This window comes from Kitasatospora sp. NPDC004799 (genome assembly GCF_040609095.1).
GTDB lineage: Bacteria > Actinomycetota > Actinomycetes > Streptomycetales > Streptomycetaceae > Kitasatospora.
Map to the genome: position 1 here is coordinate 1 of NZ_JBEXJK010000214.1, position 14,133 is coordinate 14,133.

The following is a 14,133-nucleotide window of genomic DNA, read 5'->3' on the forward strand; positions in this document are numbered from 1 at the left end:
GGCAGGAGTGCGTACGGTCATCAGATTCCCTCTCCGAAGGGGGTGGGCGGGCACGGTCACCGGGCGCTGAAGCCGCCCCGCACAGCACGGCCAGGTGGATGCCGTCGATGAAGGCGCCGTCCACGGCCTCCTGGAGCGGACCGGGCAGGGCCGCCGCGCCGGCACCGCCGTGCACCGCGCCGGTGGGCGCGTCCGCGATCGGGCCGACGGCGTCCGGCGGGACGCCGAGCCGGTGCAGGGCGGCCGTCAGGGAGTCGGTCAGCCGGTTGGTCAGGACGGCGCCCAGCACGGCGATCCCGAGCACGCCGCCGAGTTCGCGCAGGGTGTTGATCGCCGCCGAGGCCATCCCGGCCTGCGCCGGGGCGACCCGCTGCATGACCCCGATCGACACCGGGGTGAAGGTCAGACCCATGCCGAAGCCCATCGCGACCAGCGTCCACAGGTACTCGAGGAAGCGGGCGTGGTCGCCGTACAGCGAGAGGCCGCCCAGCCCGGCCGCGCAGAGGACGAGTCCGATCACCAGCGGCAGCCGCGGACCGTGGCGGGCGGTCAGCCGGCCGGAGAGCGGAGCGGCGACCACCAGCATCGCGGTCATCGGCAGCCCGGCGTAGCCCGCCGAGGCCGGGGACCACCCGAGGGTGCCCTGCATCATCAGCGGCAGGAAGAACGACGCGCCGAACATCCCGAAGCTGACCATGAACCCGCTGAGCAGCGCGCCGCCCAGCATCCCGTCGCGGAACAGCCGCAGTTCCAGCATCGGTTCGGCGAGGCGCAGTTCGAGCACCAGGAAAGCGAGCAGCAGCACGACGGCCGCGGCGCCGCAGCCGAGCACCCGGGCGTCGGTCCAGCCCCGGGAGGGGCCCTCGATCAGCGCGTAGACCAGCAGGCCGAGCCCGGGGGCGGACAGGGCGAGGCCGCCGAGGTCGATCCGGCGGGCCCGCGGCGGGATGTCCGGGAGCACCCGGAAGGCGAGCAGCAGGCCGGCGATGCCGATCGGCACGTTGATCCAGAACACGCTGGCCCAGCCGAGGTGTTCGACCATCGGGCCGCCGACCACCGGGCCGACGGAGAGGCCGAGCGCGGAGACGCCGGACCAGGTGCCGATGGCCTTGGCCCGCTCCTGCTCGTCGGTGAAGACGTGGCGCAGCAGGGTGAGGCTGCCGGGGGTGAGCAGCGCGGCCCCGACACCCTGGAGCATCCGGGCGCCGACCAGCACGCCGATCGACCCGGCGAGCGCGGCCAGGGCCGAACCGAGGGTGAAGAGGGCGAGGCCGAGGCGGAACACCCGGGTGCGGCCGTACCGGTCGCCGAGCGCGCCGCCGGTCAGCACGAAGGCCGCGTAGACCAGGCTGTAGCCCTCGGCGACCCATTGCAGGCCGCTGATCCCGGCGTCCAGGTCCCGGCCGATGCGGGGCAGGGCGTTGTTGACGATGACGTTGTCCAGCATGGACATGAACATGGTGACGCAGAGCGCGAGCAGCGCGAGCCGCCGGTGGCGGGCGCTCGACTCCTCCATGGTTCCCCTCCAGATCATGAGCCCCTAACAGTGTTAGGGAGTGGCGCGGCAGCCACGATGGCACCTAACGGTGTTAGATTGCAAACGGAAATCCGCCACACCATCGGAGGCGTCCGCCCCGCCATGCCGCAGAACCCCATCGGAACGCCCGCAACGCCCGCAACGCCCGGAGCACCCAGTACGCCCGGTCCCGACGAAGCGGCCCCGGCCCTGACCAGGGAGGCCCTCGCCCAGGCCGCCCTGCGCGTCCTGGAGCGGGACGGCCTGGCCGGGCTGTCCATGCGCAAGGTCGCCGCCGAGGTCGGCGTCAAGGCGGCCTCGCTGTACTGGCACGTCCGCAACAAGCAGGAGCTGCTCGACCTGCTCACCGACGCGGTGATGGGCTCCGCCGAGCCCCCGCCGCGCGAGGGCGACTGGCGCGAACAGTTCCACGCGTACTGCTGGCGCTACCGGCGCCTGCTGCTCGACAACCGGGACGCGGCCAAGGTCGTGGCGGGCCGGCTCGCCCCCGGGCCGAACCTGCTCGGGCTGATGGAGGACCAGCTGGACCGGCTCCGCGCGGCCGGCTTCTCCGACGCCGACGCCGCCATGGCCAACTACCTGCTGGGCGCCTTCGTCCAGGGCTTCGTGCTCCAGGAGCAGTCGCCGATCTCCGCCTCCGAGGTCCTCGGCACCAGCCGCCGGGACATCGCGGACGCCGCCGGTGACCTGTTCCGCGCCCTGCCCGTCGAGACCTTCCCCAACCTGGTCGACCTCGCCGACGACCTCACCGAGCCGACCATGGACGCCCGCTTCGACTTCGGCGTTCAGCGCATCCTCGACGGCCTCGCGGCCCTGCTCCCACCGGCGGGCTGAACAGCGTCGTCCGACACCGGGATAGGCTCGCCGGACCCACCCGTCCGACCGCGGAGGAGTCACCGATGACCGAGCTGTACCCCCTCTACGAACCGTACGCGCAGGGCCTGTTGGACGTCGGCGACGGACAGCGGATTCACTGGAACGCCTCCGGCAACCCGGCGGGCACGCCGGCCGTGGTGGTGCACGGCGGGCCCGGCTCCGGCCACAGCCCGGGCTCCCGGCGGTACTTCGACCCGGAGCGCTACCACCTCGTCCAGTTCGACCAACGCGGCTGCGGGCTCAGCGAACCGCCCGCCGCCGACCCGTCGACCAGCCTGGAGCACAACACCACCGCGCACCTGATCGCCGACATGGAGCGGCTGCGCGAGCACCTCGGCATCGACAAGTGGCTGCTGTACGGCGGCTCGTGGGGCTCCACGCTGATCCTCGCGTACGCCCAGGCCCACCCGGAGCGGGTCTCCGCGATCGTGATCTGCGGGGTCACCATGACCCGTCCCGAGGAGACCGACTGGCTCTACCGGGGTGTGGGCCGCTTCCTGCCCGGCCCCTGGGAGGAGTTCCGCGACTTCCTTCCGCCCGCCGACCGCGACGGGGACACCTTCGAACTGCTCGCCGCCTACAGCCGGCTGCTCAACAGCACCGACGAGTCCGTCCGCCGGGCCGCCGCCAACGCCTGGGCCACCTGGGAGGACGCGGTCATCTCGCACGAGACGCTGGGCAAGCCGAACGCGTACACCGACCGCCCCTCCGACGCGCTGATGACCTTCACCCGGATCACCGCGCACTACTTCTCCCACCAGGCCTTCCTCCCCGACGGCCAACTGCTGCGCGACGCCGGGCGGCTGGCCGGGATCCCCGGCGAGCTGATCCACGGCCGGCTGGACCTCGGCGGACCGGTCGACACCGCCTGGCAGCTGGCCAGGGCCTGGCCGGACGCACGACTGACGGTCGTCGACGAAGCCGGGCACACCGGAAGCCCGCGGATGCGGGACGCGGTGCTGGCCGCGATCGAGCGCTTCGCCTGACGGGCCAGGAGCCCAGGGCGGTCGGGCCGTTCGTACGAATGGTCCGGACCGAGGAAGGCCTACCATACGACGCATGATCGCCTATGCCCCAGCCGCCCTGTTCTTCCTGTTGTTCGGAATCGGGGTACTACGCGACCGCCGCCAGTTCAGCAACGCCGTCCTGCTCGGCATCGCCGTCTCCCTCCTCTCGCTCGCCCTGCTCGCCGAACTCCGCAAGGCGCCCAGCGTGGTGGTCACGCTCGCCGCGGCACTCATCGTCCTGCTCCCCGCCTTCGGTACGGGGGCCCTGATCTGGTTCCTGCTCGCCAACGGCATGACGATGATCCGCAAGGAGGGCAGGCGGCCGGCCAACCTGCTGTCGCTGCTCGCCGGGCTGGGCATCCTCGGCGTCATCGGGCTGCTGTTCACGGCCCTCGTCTTCCAGTCCCGGCAACTGGCCGCCCTCGCGGGCACCGCGGTGCTGGTGGTCGGCTACGTCTCCTTCCTGTTCACCTGCTTCGTCGGCTACGCCTTCCTGTACGGCCGCCACCGGCCGCGCCAGGACGTGGACTTCGTCGTCGTGCTCGGCTCCGGGCTGATCGGCGGCGAGCGCGTCCCGCCGCTCCTGGCCAGCCGACTGAACCGGGGCCGCGAGGTGTACGAGAAGCAGGCCGCCCGCGGCAACCCGCCGGTGCTCATCACCTCGGGCGGCCAGGGGCCGGACGAGAAGCTGCCGGAGTCCCACGCGATGGCCGACTACCTGGTCGAGCAGGGCTTCCCCGAGGAGCACATCGAGCGGGAGGACCGCTCGCGGACCACCGAGGAGAACCTGCTCTTCAGCAAGGCCATCATGGAGCAGGCCAAGCCCGGCTACCGCTGCGTCGTCGTCACCAACAACTTCCACGCCTTCCGGGCCGCCCTGCTCGCCCGCGAGACCGGCGTCAACGGCCACGTCTTCGGCTCGCCCACCGCCCGCTACTACTGGCCGAGCGCGACCATCCGCGAGTTCGCCGCGATCTTCCTCTCGCACAAGCTGGTCAACTTCGGGATCTGCGGCTTCATCGCCCTCTGCGGCGTGCTCGTGGCCCTCTGAGCCGCTCCGCCCGGTCCGGGCCCCGGTCGCCGACGCGACCGGGGCCCGACCGTTTCCGGTACGGGTACGGCGGGCCTCCCGGCAAGCCCGCCGGGGCGGTCGGACCGTCGAGCTGGCCGTCGAGCGGGCCGTACTGCCCGGCGTGTCAGGCTCCCTGGCGGGGGGCCAGGATCGCGCAGGTGGTGGTGGCGTGCGCGTAGAGCTTGCCGTTCTCCACGCCCACCACCCTCGCCTCGGCGGTCGCCATCGTCCGGCCCAGGTGCAGCACCACGCCCTCGCAGCGCAGCGTCCCGGAGTCGGCGAAGAGCGGGCGCAGCATGTGGACGTTGAGCTGGGTGGTGGTGTAGCCCACCCCGGCCGGCAGCCTGCTCATCACCGCGCAGCCGAGCGCCGAGTCGAGCAGGGTGGCGAGGTAGCCGCCGTGCACGGTGTTCATCGGGTTGTAGAGGTGGTCGCCGGGCACACCCTCGAACACCGCCGTCCCCGGCTTCACCTCGGTCAGGTGGAAGTCCATGGTGCTGCAGATCGAGGGCTCCGGGATCCGCCCGGCGACCCACTCCAGCAGGATCTCCTCTCCGGTCAGGTGGGCGTACTCGCTGATCGGCGCGCCGGGCGTCCAGGTGTGGGTCCGGGTGCGCCGCTCCGGGCCGTTCGTGGGCTGCCGGTCGTCGGTGGCGGTCTCATCGGTGGTCATGGGATCAACCTGCCCTTTCCGATCGTTCGTCTCAAGTCCCTTTCGGCATGGGGCGGGTAAGGATTCCGGCGGCCGCCACCGGGCGACGCCGCGCCGGCCCCGCCGCCGGCCCGCACCGCCCCGCCGATCGCGGGGCTCACCCCGCCCCCGCCCCTGCCCCCACCTCCGTCCGGAGCCCGGCGAACAGGTCGGTCTCGATGCCGCCCGCCCCGACCGCCCCGCCCTCCGCGCCGGCCCCCGGCACCAGGCTCCGGGCCAGGTGGTAGTCCTCGGTCGGCCAGACCTCGCGCTCGAGGTCCCGCGGGTGGGCCATGAAGGCCACGCCCGGCTGGACCTGGGTGGCGTGCGCCAGCAGCGCCGCGTCCCGTACCGCGAACTGCTCGGCGCACGCGATCCGGGTGGTGGTGGCCAGGGCGGGCGGGGTGTCGGGCCAGCCGGCGAGCAGCTCGCCCATCTCCGAGGGGAGGCCCCGCTCCGTCATGGCCTCGTGCAGGGCCTGGAACCAGGCCCTGGAGAGCGCCAGGTGGTAGTAGAGCTTGGACACCTGCCAGGCCTCGCCCAGCCCGGGGTGGCGCTGCGGGTCGGCGGCGGCGTCGACGGCCGCCACGGTGACCCGGTGGGTCATCACGTGGTCCGGGTGCGGGTAGCCTCCGGTCTCGTCGTAGGTGATCACCACCTGCGGGCGGAACTCCCGGATCAGCGCGACCAGCGGCTCCGCCGCGAGCTCCACCGGCCGGCCGGCGAAGCACCCCTCCGGGAGCGGCTCGTCCGGCCCGGGCAGCCCGGAGTCGACGAAGCCGAGGAAGCGCTGGCGGACGCCGAGGATCTCCCGGGCGGCCGCCATCTCCTCCCGCCGGACCCGGGCGAGGTCGGCCCGGACCTCGGGCCGGTCCATGGCCGGGTTGAGCACCGAGCCGCGCTCGCCGCCGGTGCAGGTGGCGACCAGGACGTCCACGCCCTCGGCCGCGTACCGGGCGAGGGTGGCCGCGCCCTTGCTGGACTCGTCGTCGGGATGCGCGTGCACGCTGAGCAGGCGAAGACCGGGGTGACGGTCGGACACGGGTACCTCCTGGGGTGTTCGGGAGCCGAGCGGCGGTCAGCCGGACGTGCGGGTGTTCGGGTAGAGCAGCGCCGGAGCGATGGCGAGCGCCGACAGGGCCAGCACCCACCAGAAGGTCTCGCCGAAGGCCGCACCCGGGTGGTCCGGGTGCCCGCCCAGCGCCTGCTGGAGCGTCAGGGTCAGCACCGCCGTGCCGAGCGCCCCGCCGAGCCGGTTGAGCACGTTGACCGCGCCCGCCGCCGCCGGCACCTGGGCCTTCTCGACGCTCCCGTACACCGCGGCCAGGCCGGGTATCGCGATGAACCCCATGCCCGCGCCGCGCAGCGCCAGCGAGCCGGCGATCAGCCAGTCGGCCGGCCCGGAGCCGCTGCCCAACCGGGTGAAGGCGAGCGTGCCGACCAGCGAACAGGCGATACCGATCATGATCAGCGGACGCGGCGCGAGGCGGTCGGTGATCCGGGCGGCCAGCATGGCGGTGACCGCCGTACCGAGGGCCTGCGGCGCCAGCAGCAGACCGGCCTCCACCGCCCCGGCGTGCTCCACCTGCTGGTAGTAGAGCGGCACCAGGAACATCGAGCTGTAGAGCGCGGCGCCCTGGAGGAAGCTGTTCGCCGTCGCCACGGCGAAGCCGCGCCGGGCGAACAGCCGCAGGTCGATCAGCGGCGCCCGGCCGGCCTCGCGCCCCATCCGCAGCGCGTGCCACCCGTAGGCCGACAGCAGCACCGCACCCGCCGCGAGCGCGGCCCGGCCGGCCGTCGCGCCGTCACCGATCGTCGAGAGCCCGTAGACCAGCCCGGTCAGGCCGGGTGAGAGCAGCACCAGCCCGGTCACGTCCAGCCGGGGCTTCGGGGCGTCCGACGCTCCGTCAGCCGGCAGCCAGCGGGCGGCGAGCAGCAGGATCACCAGCCCGACCGGCACGTTCAGCAGGAACATCCAGCGCCAGTCGAAGTGCTCCAGCACCAGCCCGCCGAGGATCGGCCCCAGGACCGGGGCCAGGCTGATCGGAAGCATCAGCGTGCCCATCACCCGCCCGACCCTGGAGGGCCCAGCCGCTTGTATGATGATCGCCTGGCCGAGCGGTTGAATCATCCCGCCGCCGATCCCCTGCAGCACCCGGAAGGCGATCAGACTGCCCGTCGACCAGGCCAGGCCGCACAGCGCCGATCCGAGCACGAACAGGACGACCGAGGCGAGCCACGCCCGCCGCCCGCCGAAGCGGCCGGCCGCCCAGCCCGAGAGCGGCATGGTCAGCGAGATCGCCAGCAGGTACCCCGTGGCGATCCACTGCACCTGCGCGATCGACCCGTGCAGGTCGCGGCCGACCGAGTCGATGCCGACGTTGACGATCGTGCTGTCCAGCAGCGCGAGCACCGGCCCTAACGCGAGCACCGCGCCCATCTTCCACAGGCCCGCTGGAATCGGCTCCGGCTCGCCCTCCCGGACTCCTCCCGGACCGCCCTTCGCGGTGACGGATGTCGTCATGCGCCCTCCCCTGGTCGTCGTCGAGCGAGTCGCCCCCCGAGCCCGCGCGCGGTCACTCCGCCGCTCGCTCGGCCCACTCTCGGACGCTCACCCGGGCAGCCGCTCCGGCCGCCCGAGAAGAACTTAGACCCGACCCAGCGATTAGGTCAAACCTAATTACTGTGCTCGACCCACCGGCCTGCGCTAGGCTCCCGGGCATGACCGAGACCGGAACCGCGCCGAGCCTGCGCGAGCTCAACAAGCGCCGCACCCGCGAGGCGATCTCGCACGCCGCGACCAGGCTCTTCATCGAGCAGGGCTTCGACCGCACGACCATCGCCGAGGTGGCGGCCGCCGCGGGCGTCGCCAAGATGACCGTCACCAACCACTTCCCGCGCAAGGAGGACCTCTTCTTCGACCTGCACGAGGAGCTCGTCGGCCGGCTCGCCGGAGCCGTCGCCGGGCGCGCGCCGGGCGAGTCCGCGCTCGCCGCGCTGCGCCGCGACTGCCTCGCCGGGCTCGACCGGCACGACGCCCGGCTCGGCTTCTCCGGCCCGGCCTTCGCCCGCACCGTCGTCGACAGCCCCGCGCTGACCGCCCGGCTGCGCGAGGTGCACGAGCAGAGCGAGACGGCACTCGCCGAGGCGCTGGCCGCGGCGGTGCACGAGACACCGGTCGGCTTCGAGTGCCGGGTCGCCGCCGCGCTGCTCGCCGCCGTCGACCGGGCGGTGTTCACCGAGGTGTTCCGCCGCACCCTGGCCGGCGAGGAGCACGCGGAGATCGCCACCGCCGTCCGCCCGTCGGCGGTCCGGGCGTACGACCGCCTGGAGGGCGCCCTGGGAGGCTTCGCGGTACGGGAGGCCTGAGAGGGCGGGGCCCGGACGATGCGCCCAGGTCAAGGCCCCCTTGACGAAAGGTTGACCTGCTCACGGCAGAAGGTTGACGATCACCGCCTCTATGGTCGGCCCATGCCCTCGCAACCCATCAGGCCCACCGCCCTGCCGGTCCTGCCCTACCGCAAACCCACCCGGGGCCGGGACTACTGGGTCCTGGACAACGTGCTGCCCGACCCGGACGCCGTCCGGGAGCGCTGCCTGGCCCGCGGGGACTGGACCGAGGGCTACCCGCGCCGCCCCGAGACCTGGCCCGGGCTGCGCACGATGCCGGGCCTGGAACCCGCGGAGCTGGCCCGGGTCGAGTCGCTGGTGCGCAAGGCCACCGGCGCCTCCCGGCTCTGGGTGCAGAGCACCCCGGGCGGCGGCACGCTCAACCACAACTGCGTCCAGGTCGTCGGCGCCGGGGAGTCCGAGTCCCGCCCGCACACCGACTCCCGCGCGCTCTGCCGCTACGCCGCGGTGCTCTACCTCAGCCCCGGCGCCCCCAAGGACGCCGGCACCAGCTTCTACCGCCAGCAGTTCCCCGGCGGCCGCCTCGGCGGCAACCTGGTCGACGCCCCGCACAACAACCTGGTCGAGGCGCTCGGCACCCGCCGCGTCCCGGCCGACCACTTCACGGAGGACGTCCGCGTCCCCAACCGCTACAACCAACTGCTCCTCTACCACGCCAACCTGATCCACAGCGCCACCGGCTACTACGGCACCGAGCTGGCCGAGCGGCGGATGACGGCGGTCTTCTTCTGGATGGCCTGACCCGCACCGCGCCCCGACGGCCCGGCGCTCACCCGGCTCCCACGTGCGCCAGGCTCGCCCTGGTCAGCGCCGCCGCCAGCCGGGCCAGGTCCCCCGGCCCGACCAGCGCCGCCAGACCGTCCGGCTCGTCCGGCAGCCCGAGCGTCCGGGCCTCCTCCAGCACCCGCTCGTCGAAGTACGGCCGCAACGAGGGCCAGACCGCCTGCGCCTCGCGCCGGAAGATCCCGGCACCGACCGGTCCGATCCGGGGGAACTCCCGCAGCAGCTCGCCGATCCGCTCCGATTCGCCCCCGGCCTCCTCCCGCAGCCGCCGCAGGTCACCGTGCCAGCGGTCGAGCAGCAGCTCGGCCCCCTGCCCGAGCGCGGTGGCGGTGCTCTCGTCGTAACGCACGTAGTGGGCCCGGCCCAGCGCCGCGATGAGCGTCGCGCGCCGGGCGTCGGCCATCGCCCGCGGGGTCCGCAGCCCGGCGGCCGACAGTTCGCGGGCCGCCGCGGTGGCGGTGTCGGCACTGATCCGCACCGAGCACAGCACGGTCAGGACGAGCAGCCGGTAGAGCGGCGAGGGCTTGTCCCTCAGCGTGATCCCGGCCTCCTCCGCGTAGGTGCGGCCGAACCGGTCCAGCAGTCCGGCAACGGTCGGTTCCACGGCCACCACCTCCCTCTCTCCACGCTTGCCCGGATTCGGACGCCTCGCACCCGGGGAGGCTCGCCTCATGAGCGAACGCATCATCCGGACGCACATCCCTGCCGAGCGGAGCGGGGCGGGCGCATGACGCGTGACGCCGTACCCGCGACCGAGACGGTCCGCCGCGACTGGGCCGCGATCGACCAGCTGCCCACGGTCGAGCTGCTCCGTCTGATGAACGCCGAGGACCGCACGGTGCCCGCGGCCGTCGCCGGGGAGCTGGACCGGATCGCCGCCGTGGTCGACGCCGTCGCCGCCCGGATGGCGCGCGGTGGCCGGCTGGTCTACGCCGGCGCCGGGACGGCCGGGCGGCTCGGGGTGCTGGACGCCGTCGAGTGCCCGCCCACCTTCGGCACCGACCCGGCCCTGGTCGTCGGCCTGATCGCGGGCGGGCCCTCGGCCGTCACCGCGGCCGCCGAGGGCGCCGAGGACCGCACCGACCTCGCCGAGGCCGACGTGGCCGCGCTCGCCCTCACCCCCGCCGACACCCTGCTCGGCGTCTCCGCCTCCGGCCGTACGCCCTATCCGCTGGCCGCCGTCCGCGCCGCGCGGGCGGCCGGGGCGCTGACCGTCGGCCTGGCGTGCAACCGGGGCTCGGCACTCGCGGCCGCGGCGGAGCTGGGCATCGAGGTGGAGGTCGGCCCGGAGGTGCTGGCCGGATCGACCCGGCTCAAGGCGGGCACGGCGCAGAAGCTGGTGCTCAACCTGCTGTCCACGGCCGTGATGGTCCGCCTCGGCCGGACGTACGGAAATCTGATGGTCGACCTGCGCGCCACCAACGACAAGCTGCGCGACCGCGCCCGACGGATCGTCACCGAGGCGACCGGCGCCGACGCGGCCGCGGTCGACCGCGCCCTGCACGCGACCGGCGGCCGGGCCAAGGACGCGATCCTGTCCCTGCTCGCGGACGTGGACGCCCCCACCGCGGCCCGCCTGCTCACCGCCTCGGACGGCCGGCTGCGCGAAGCCCTCCGCCTCGCCCGGCGGTAGCGGCGCAGCGCGACCTCCCGACGGCAGCAGGCCCCCGGCCGCAGCCGGCCCGCCCGCTCAGCCCAACCGCACGTCCGCCGCCGCGACGACCTCGCCGAGGCGAGGGAAGTCCAGTTCCACCGACGCCCGGTGCTCCTCCGCCGTGAGCGCGGCCATCGCGTCCTCGACGAACACCAGCCGGTACCCGTGGTCCCCGGCGGCCCGGGCGCTCGACTCCACCCCGAGGTTGGTGGCGATCCCCGCGAACACCAGGGTCTCCACGCCCCGCGCCCGCAGCAGCCCGTCCAGGCCGGTGCCCTGGAAGGCCCCGATGGTGCGCTTCACCACGACCTCGTCGGCCACCGCCGCGACCTCCGCGACCAGCTCGCTCCCGGGCGGCTGCTCGGCGACGTTCGGCCGCTCGACCCGGACCGCGACCACCGGCGCGCCCGCCGCCCGGAACTCCCGGGCCAGCTCCAGGGAGGCCTCCACCACCTCCGAACCGGTGCGCGGTGCCAGCGGGTTGGCGACGATCCGGTCCATCAGGTCGATCAGGACCAGAGCCGTGCTGCGGGGATCAAGGGTGACCATGCGGTCACGCTACTCCACGGAACCGAGGGAGCCGTCAGCGGACCGGCCCCCGGAGCCCGGTCCCGGCGCCGGCGAACCCTCCGACGCCGCCCGGGAGTTCCCCGCCTCCCGCGCGATCTCGGCCCGGAACCCCTCGATCAGCACCCGCAGCCCGTACTCGAAGTCGGCGTCGTGGTCGGTCATCCGCAGCACGTCCACCGCCTCGCGCAGCAGCGGCAGTTCGCGCAGCGCCTCGTCCGGGAACGGCGGCCGGTCGCGGTCCGCGGCGTCCTGCCGCCAGGCCTGCTCCTCGGTGACCCAGCCCATGATGTACCGGTCGACGGTCAGCAGCAGCCGCAGGGCCGTGCGCGGGCGCAGCCCGGCCCCGCACAGGGCGCTCAACTGGGCTTCCACCGCCGGAAGTTCGTCCTCGGTGGGCAGGGTCCCGGCGTGCACCCGGGCACCGTCGCGGTAGGCGAGCAGGGCGCTGCGCTTGGCGCGGGCGTCGGCGGCGATCCACTCGGGCCAGTGCGCCGGGTCCGGCTCGCGGTCGGGCGGGAGGGCCTCGGCGAGCATCGCCTCGGCCATCAGGTCGAGCAGTTCCCGCTTGCTCTTGAAGTGCCAGTACAACGCCGGTGACTGGACGCCGAGTTCGCGGGCGAGTCGGCGAGTGGTCAGCCCGTCGATGCCCTCCTGGTTTAGCAGGCGCAACGCCGTGCGCACCACCTCGTCGCGCTGCAGCGCCATCCGATCCACCTCCTGGCTTATCCGCTTGCCAGCCCCACCTTATCGCCGATAAGTTCCCGAGCTGGAATTTATCAGCGATAAGGACGGCCGTCGCGACGCCGACGGCCGCGAAGGGATTCCCCCTCATGACCTCCGGACCGCACACGACCTCCGGACGGGACCGCCCCTGGTCCCGGCTGCTGCCCGACACCGCGCCCTGGCGGTCCTCCCGGGACTTCCGGCTGACCTGGACCTCCGGCACGGTCACCCTGCTCGGCTCGATCTTCACCATGACGGCGATCCCGCTCCAGATCGCCGACCTCACCGGCTCGCCGCTGGCCGTGGGCGCGGTCGGGGCGGTCGAACTCGTGCCCACCGTCCTGTTCGGCCTCTACGGCGGCGCCCTCGCCGACCGGGCCGACCGTCGCACCGTCGCCCTGGTCACCGAGGTCGCACTGGCCGCGCTCAGCGCCCTGCTGCTGGCCAACGCGCTGCTCGGCACCCCTGCCGTCTGGCCGCTCTACCTCGCCGCCGGGGCGGCCGCGGCGCTCCAGGGCGTCCAGCAGCCCTCGGTCGAGGCGATGGTCCCCCGACTGGTGCCCCGGGACCAGCTGGTGGCGGCGGGCGCCCTGCTCTCGCTGCGCTGGAGCATCGGCGGCGTGGCCGCCCCGGCGGCGGCCGGTCTGCTGATCGCCACCGCCGGCGTCCCGGCCGCCTACCTGGTCGACCTCGGCACCTTCCTGCTGTCGATCGCCCTGCTCGCCCGGGTCCGCCCGGTCCCCTCCGCGCGGGACGCCGAGGCGCCGCGGCTCACCGAGTTCCTCAACGGCGCCCGGTACGCGGCCCGGCGGCCCGACCTGGTCGGCACCTACCTGGCCGACCTCGCCGCCACCGTCTTCGCCCTGCCCACCGCGCTCTTCCCGTTCCTGGCCGCGAACATGAACGCCACCTGGGCCCTCGGCCTGCTCTACTCGGCCGGCGCGGCCGGCAGCCTGGTCGCCGCCGCGACCGGCGGGTGGGCGGGGCGGGTGCACCGGCACGGGCGGCTGGTCCTGCTCTCCGCCGCCCTGGTCGGCGCGGCGACGACCGCGGCCGCGTTCGCCCCGGGCCTGTGGGCCGTCCTGTGCTGCCTCACCGTGGCGGGCGGCGCGCACTGGATCGGCGACACCTTCCGCAGCGCCATCTGGAACCAGTCCATCCCGGACGAACTCCGGGGCCGCGCAGCCGGGTTGGAGATGCTGATCGGCTCCGCCGGGCCGGCCCTGGGCGACCTGCGGGCCGGCGGGCTCGCCACCCGGCAGGGCATCCGGGCGGCCCTGCGCACCGGCGGACTGCTCTGCCTCGGCAGTTCGGCCGCGCTGTCCGCCGCGATCCCCGCGCTCTGGCGCTACGACCAGCGGGCCCACCGCACCGAGCCGACCCCGTGACGGACCCCACGGCCCGACCCCGCACCGGCCGCCCCACCGCGCGGAACCGCCGCGTCAGTCCGGGACGAGCGCCACCGAATGCCGTTCGATCAGCTCCCGCAGCTGCCCGACGTCCTCGGTCCCGCGCTTGGGCACCATGGTCAGCACCCGCGTCTCCTCGTCCCCGCCGAGCAGCAGGAACAGCCCCGGCGTCTCCAGGTGGTACCGCTGGTCCGGCCAGCCGAACTCGGCGACCGAGACCTCGTTGCCGACGACCACCCCGTCGTCGTCCAGCAGGACCCGGAACGCGCCCTTGTCCGCCACCATCCGCATCGCCTGCCGAACCCGCCGCCGGGGCGCGAGCAGCACCGGTACCGCGAGCACCGGCAGCACCACGGCCGGCACCAGCGCCACCCCGCCGACCACGGCGAGCAGCCCGGCG

The 14,133-nt window shown here is 74.1% G+C and carries 15 protein-coding genes; 7 read left to right on the forward strand and 8 right to left on the reverse strand.

What is annotated here, in order from left to right:
* Positions 1–1,516, reverse strand: a 1,516-nt coding sequence (locus ABZW03_RS24610; RefSeq protein ID WP_355262154.1) for an MFS transporter, incomplete at its 3' end; no start/stop codon positions are given.
* A gap of 123 nt (positions 1,517–1,639) precedes the next feature.
* On the opposite strand from ABZW03_RS24610, the gene ABZW03_RS24615 reads away from it, so the two are divergent.
* The 3 genes from ABZW03_RS24615 (at position 1,640) to ABZW03_RS24625 (ending at position 4,471) form a co-directional block, all read left to right on the forward strand.
* Positions 1,640–2,371, forward strand: coding sequence for a TetR/AcrR family transcriptional regulator (locus tag ABZW03_RS24615; protein WP_355262157.1), 732 nt, complete (start codon positions 1,640–1,642; stop codon positions 2,369–2,371).
* 65 nt (positions 2,372–2,436) lie between these two features.
* Positions 2,437–3,399: a prolyl aminopeptidase gene (gene pip / locus ABZW03_RS24620; protein ID WP_355262160.1), complete on the forward strand. Its 963-nt coding sequence runs from the start codon at positions 2,437–2,439 to the stop codon at positions 3,397–3,399.
* A 73-nt stretch (positions 3,400–3,472) separates the two neighbouring features.
* On the forward strand, positions 3,473–4,471 hold the full coding sequence (locus ABZW03_RS24625) for a YdcF family protein (RefSeq protein WP_355262163.1): 999 nt from the start codon (positions 3,473–3,475) through the stop codon (positions 4,469–4,471).
* A 145-nt stretch (positions 4,472–4,616) separates the two neighbouring features.
* Here ABZW03_RS24625 and ABZW03_RS24630 read toward each other — a convergent pair whose 3' ends face one another.
* The 3 genes from ABZW03_RS24630 to ABZW03_RS24640 all read right to left on the reverse strand — a co-directional run bounded on the left by ABZW03_RS24630 (position 4,617) and on the right by ABZW03_RS24640 (position 7,707).
* Positions 4,617–5,165 (reverse strand): PaaI family thioesterase, encoded by a 549-nt coding sequence (locus ABZW03_RS24630; protein WP_355262166.1) that lies wholly within the window; start codon positions 5,163–5,165, stop codon positions 4,617–4,619.
* Positions 5,166–5,301: 136 nt separating this feature from the next.
* Positions 5,302–6,225, reverse strand: a complete 924-nt coding sequence (gene mca, locus ABZW03_RS24635; protein ID WP_355262169.1) for a mycothiol conjugate amidase Mca — start codon at positions 6,223–6,225, stop codon at positions 5,302–5,304.
* A gap of 36 nt (positions 6,226–6,261) precedes the next feature.
* A complete protein-coding gene (locus ABZW03_RS24640; RefSeq protein WP_355262172.1) occupies positions 6,262–7,707 on the reverse strand; it encodes an MDR family MFS transporter in 1,446 nt (481 codons plus the stop codon).
* Positions 7,708–7,904: 197 nt separating this feature from the next.
* On the opposite strand from ABZW03_RS24640, the gene ABZW03_RS24645 reads away from it, so the two are divergent.
* Both ABZW03_RS24645 and ABZW03_RS24650 read left to right on the forward strand, forming a co-directional pair.
* Complete coding sequence (locus ABZW03_RS24645) at positions 7,905–8,552, forward strand: TetR/AcrR family transcriptional regulator (RefSeq protein WP_355262175.1); 648 nt, start codon at positions 7,905–7,907, stop codon at positions 8,550–8,552.
* A 102-nt stretch (positions 8,553–8,654) separates the two neighbouring features.
* On the forward strand, positions 8,655–9,335 hold the full coding sequence (locus ABZW03_RS24650) for a DUF6445 family protein (protein ID WP_355262177.1): 681 nt from the start codon (positions 8,655–8,657) through the stop codon (positions 9,333–9,335).
* 28 nt (positions 9,336–9,363) lie between these two features.
* On the opposite strand, the gene ABZW03_RS24655 is transcribed toward ABZW03_RS24650, so the two are convergent.
* A complete protein-coding gene (locus ABZW03_RS24655; RefSeq protein WP_355262196.1) occupies positions 9,364–9,987 on the reverse strand; it encodes an endonuclease in 624 nt (207 codons plus the stop codon).
* A 117-nt stretch (positions 9,988–10,104) separates the two neighbouring features.
* On the opposite strand from ABZW03_RS24655, the gene murQ reads away from it, so the two are divergent.
* Positions 10,105–11,010: an N-acetylmuramic acid 6-phosphate etherase gene (gene murQ, locus ABZW03_RS24660; RefSeq protein WP_355262180.1), complete on the forward strand. Its 906-nt coding sequence runs from the start codon at positions 10,105–10,107 to the stop codon at positions 11,008–11,010.
* Between the two features lie 57 nt (positions 11,011–11,067).
* On the opposite strand, the gene ABZW03_RS24665 is transcribed toward murQ, so the two are convergent.
* Entirely contained in the window at positions 11,068–11,580 is a 513-nt protein-coding gene (locus ABZW03_RS24665) for an isochorismatase family protein (protein ID WP_355262183.1), read from the reverse strand.
* Positions 11,581–11,589: 9 nt separating this feature from the next.
* On the reverse strand, positions 11,590–12,306 hold the full coding sequence (locus tag ABZW03_RS24670; RefSeq protein ID WP_355262186.1) for a TetR/AcrR family transcriptional regulator C-terminal domain-containing protein: 717 nt from the start codon (positions 12,304–12,306) through the stop codon (positions 11,590–11,592).
* 125 nt (positions 12,307–12,431) lie between these two features.
* Between ABZW03_RS24670 and ABZW03_RS24675 the strand changes: the two genes are divergently transcribed.
* Complete coding sequence (locus ABZW03_RS24675) at positions 12,432–13,712, forward strand: MFS transporter (RefSeq protein WP_355262189.1); 1,281 nt, start codon at positions 12,432–12,434, stop codon at positions 13,710–13,712.
* Positions 13,713–13,766: 54 nt separating this feature from the next.
* Here the strand turns inward: ABZW03_RS24675 and ABZW03_RS24680 are convergent.
* The coding region (locus ABZW03_RS24680) for a YcxB family protein (RefSeq protein ID WP_355262192.1) at positions 13,767–14,133 on the reverse strand (367 nt) is incomplete at its 5' end.

Coding starts and splice junctions, on each gene's coding strand:
- ABZW03_RS24615 (WP_355262157.1), top strand. CDS start 1,640: ATGCCGCAGAACCCCATCGGAACGCCCGCAACGCCCGCAACGCCCGGA.
- pip (WP_355262160.1), top strand. CDS start 2,437: ATGACCGAGCTGTACCCCCTCTACGAACCGTACGCGCAGGGCCTGTTG.
- ABZW03_RS24625 (WP_355262163.1), top strand. CDS start 3,473: ATGATCGCCTATGCCCCAGCCGCCCTGTTCTTCCTGTTGTTCGGAATC.
- ABZW03_RS24630 (WP_355262166.1), bottom strand. CDS start 5,165: ATGACCACCGATGAGACCGCCACCGACGACCGGCAGCCCACGAACGGC.
- ABZW03_RS24640 (WP_355262172.1), bottom strand. CDS start 7,707: ATGACGACATCCGTCACCGCGAAGGGCGGTCCGGGAGGAGTCCGGGAG.
- ABZW03_RS24645 (WP_355262175.1), top strand. CDS start 7,905: ATGACCGAGACCGGAACCGCGCCGAGCCTGCGCGAGCTCAACAAGCGC.
- ABZW03_RS24650 (WP_355262177.1), top strand. CDS start 8,655: ATGCCCTCGCAACCCATCAGGCCCACCGCCCTGCCGGTCCTGCCCTAC.
- murQ (WP_355262180.1), top strand. CDS start 10,105: ATGACGCGTGACGCCGTACCCGCGACCGAGACGGTCCGCCGCGACTGG.
- ABZW03_RS24665 (WP_355262183.1), bottom strand. CDS start 11,580: ATGGTCACCCTTGATCCCCGCAGCACGGCTCTGGTCCTGATCGACCTG.
- ABZW03_RS24670 (WP_355262186.1), bottom strand. CDS start 12,306: ATGGCGCTGCAGCGCGACGAGGTGGTGCGCACGGCGTTGCGCCTGCTA.
- ABZW03_RS24675 (WP_355262189.1), top strand. CDS start 12,432: ATGACCTCCGGACCGCACACGACCTCCGGACGGGACCGCCCCTGGTCC.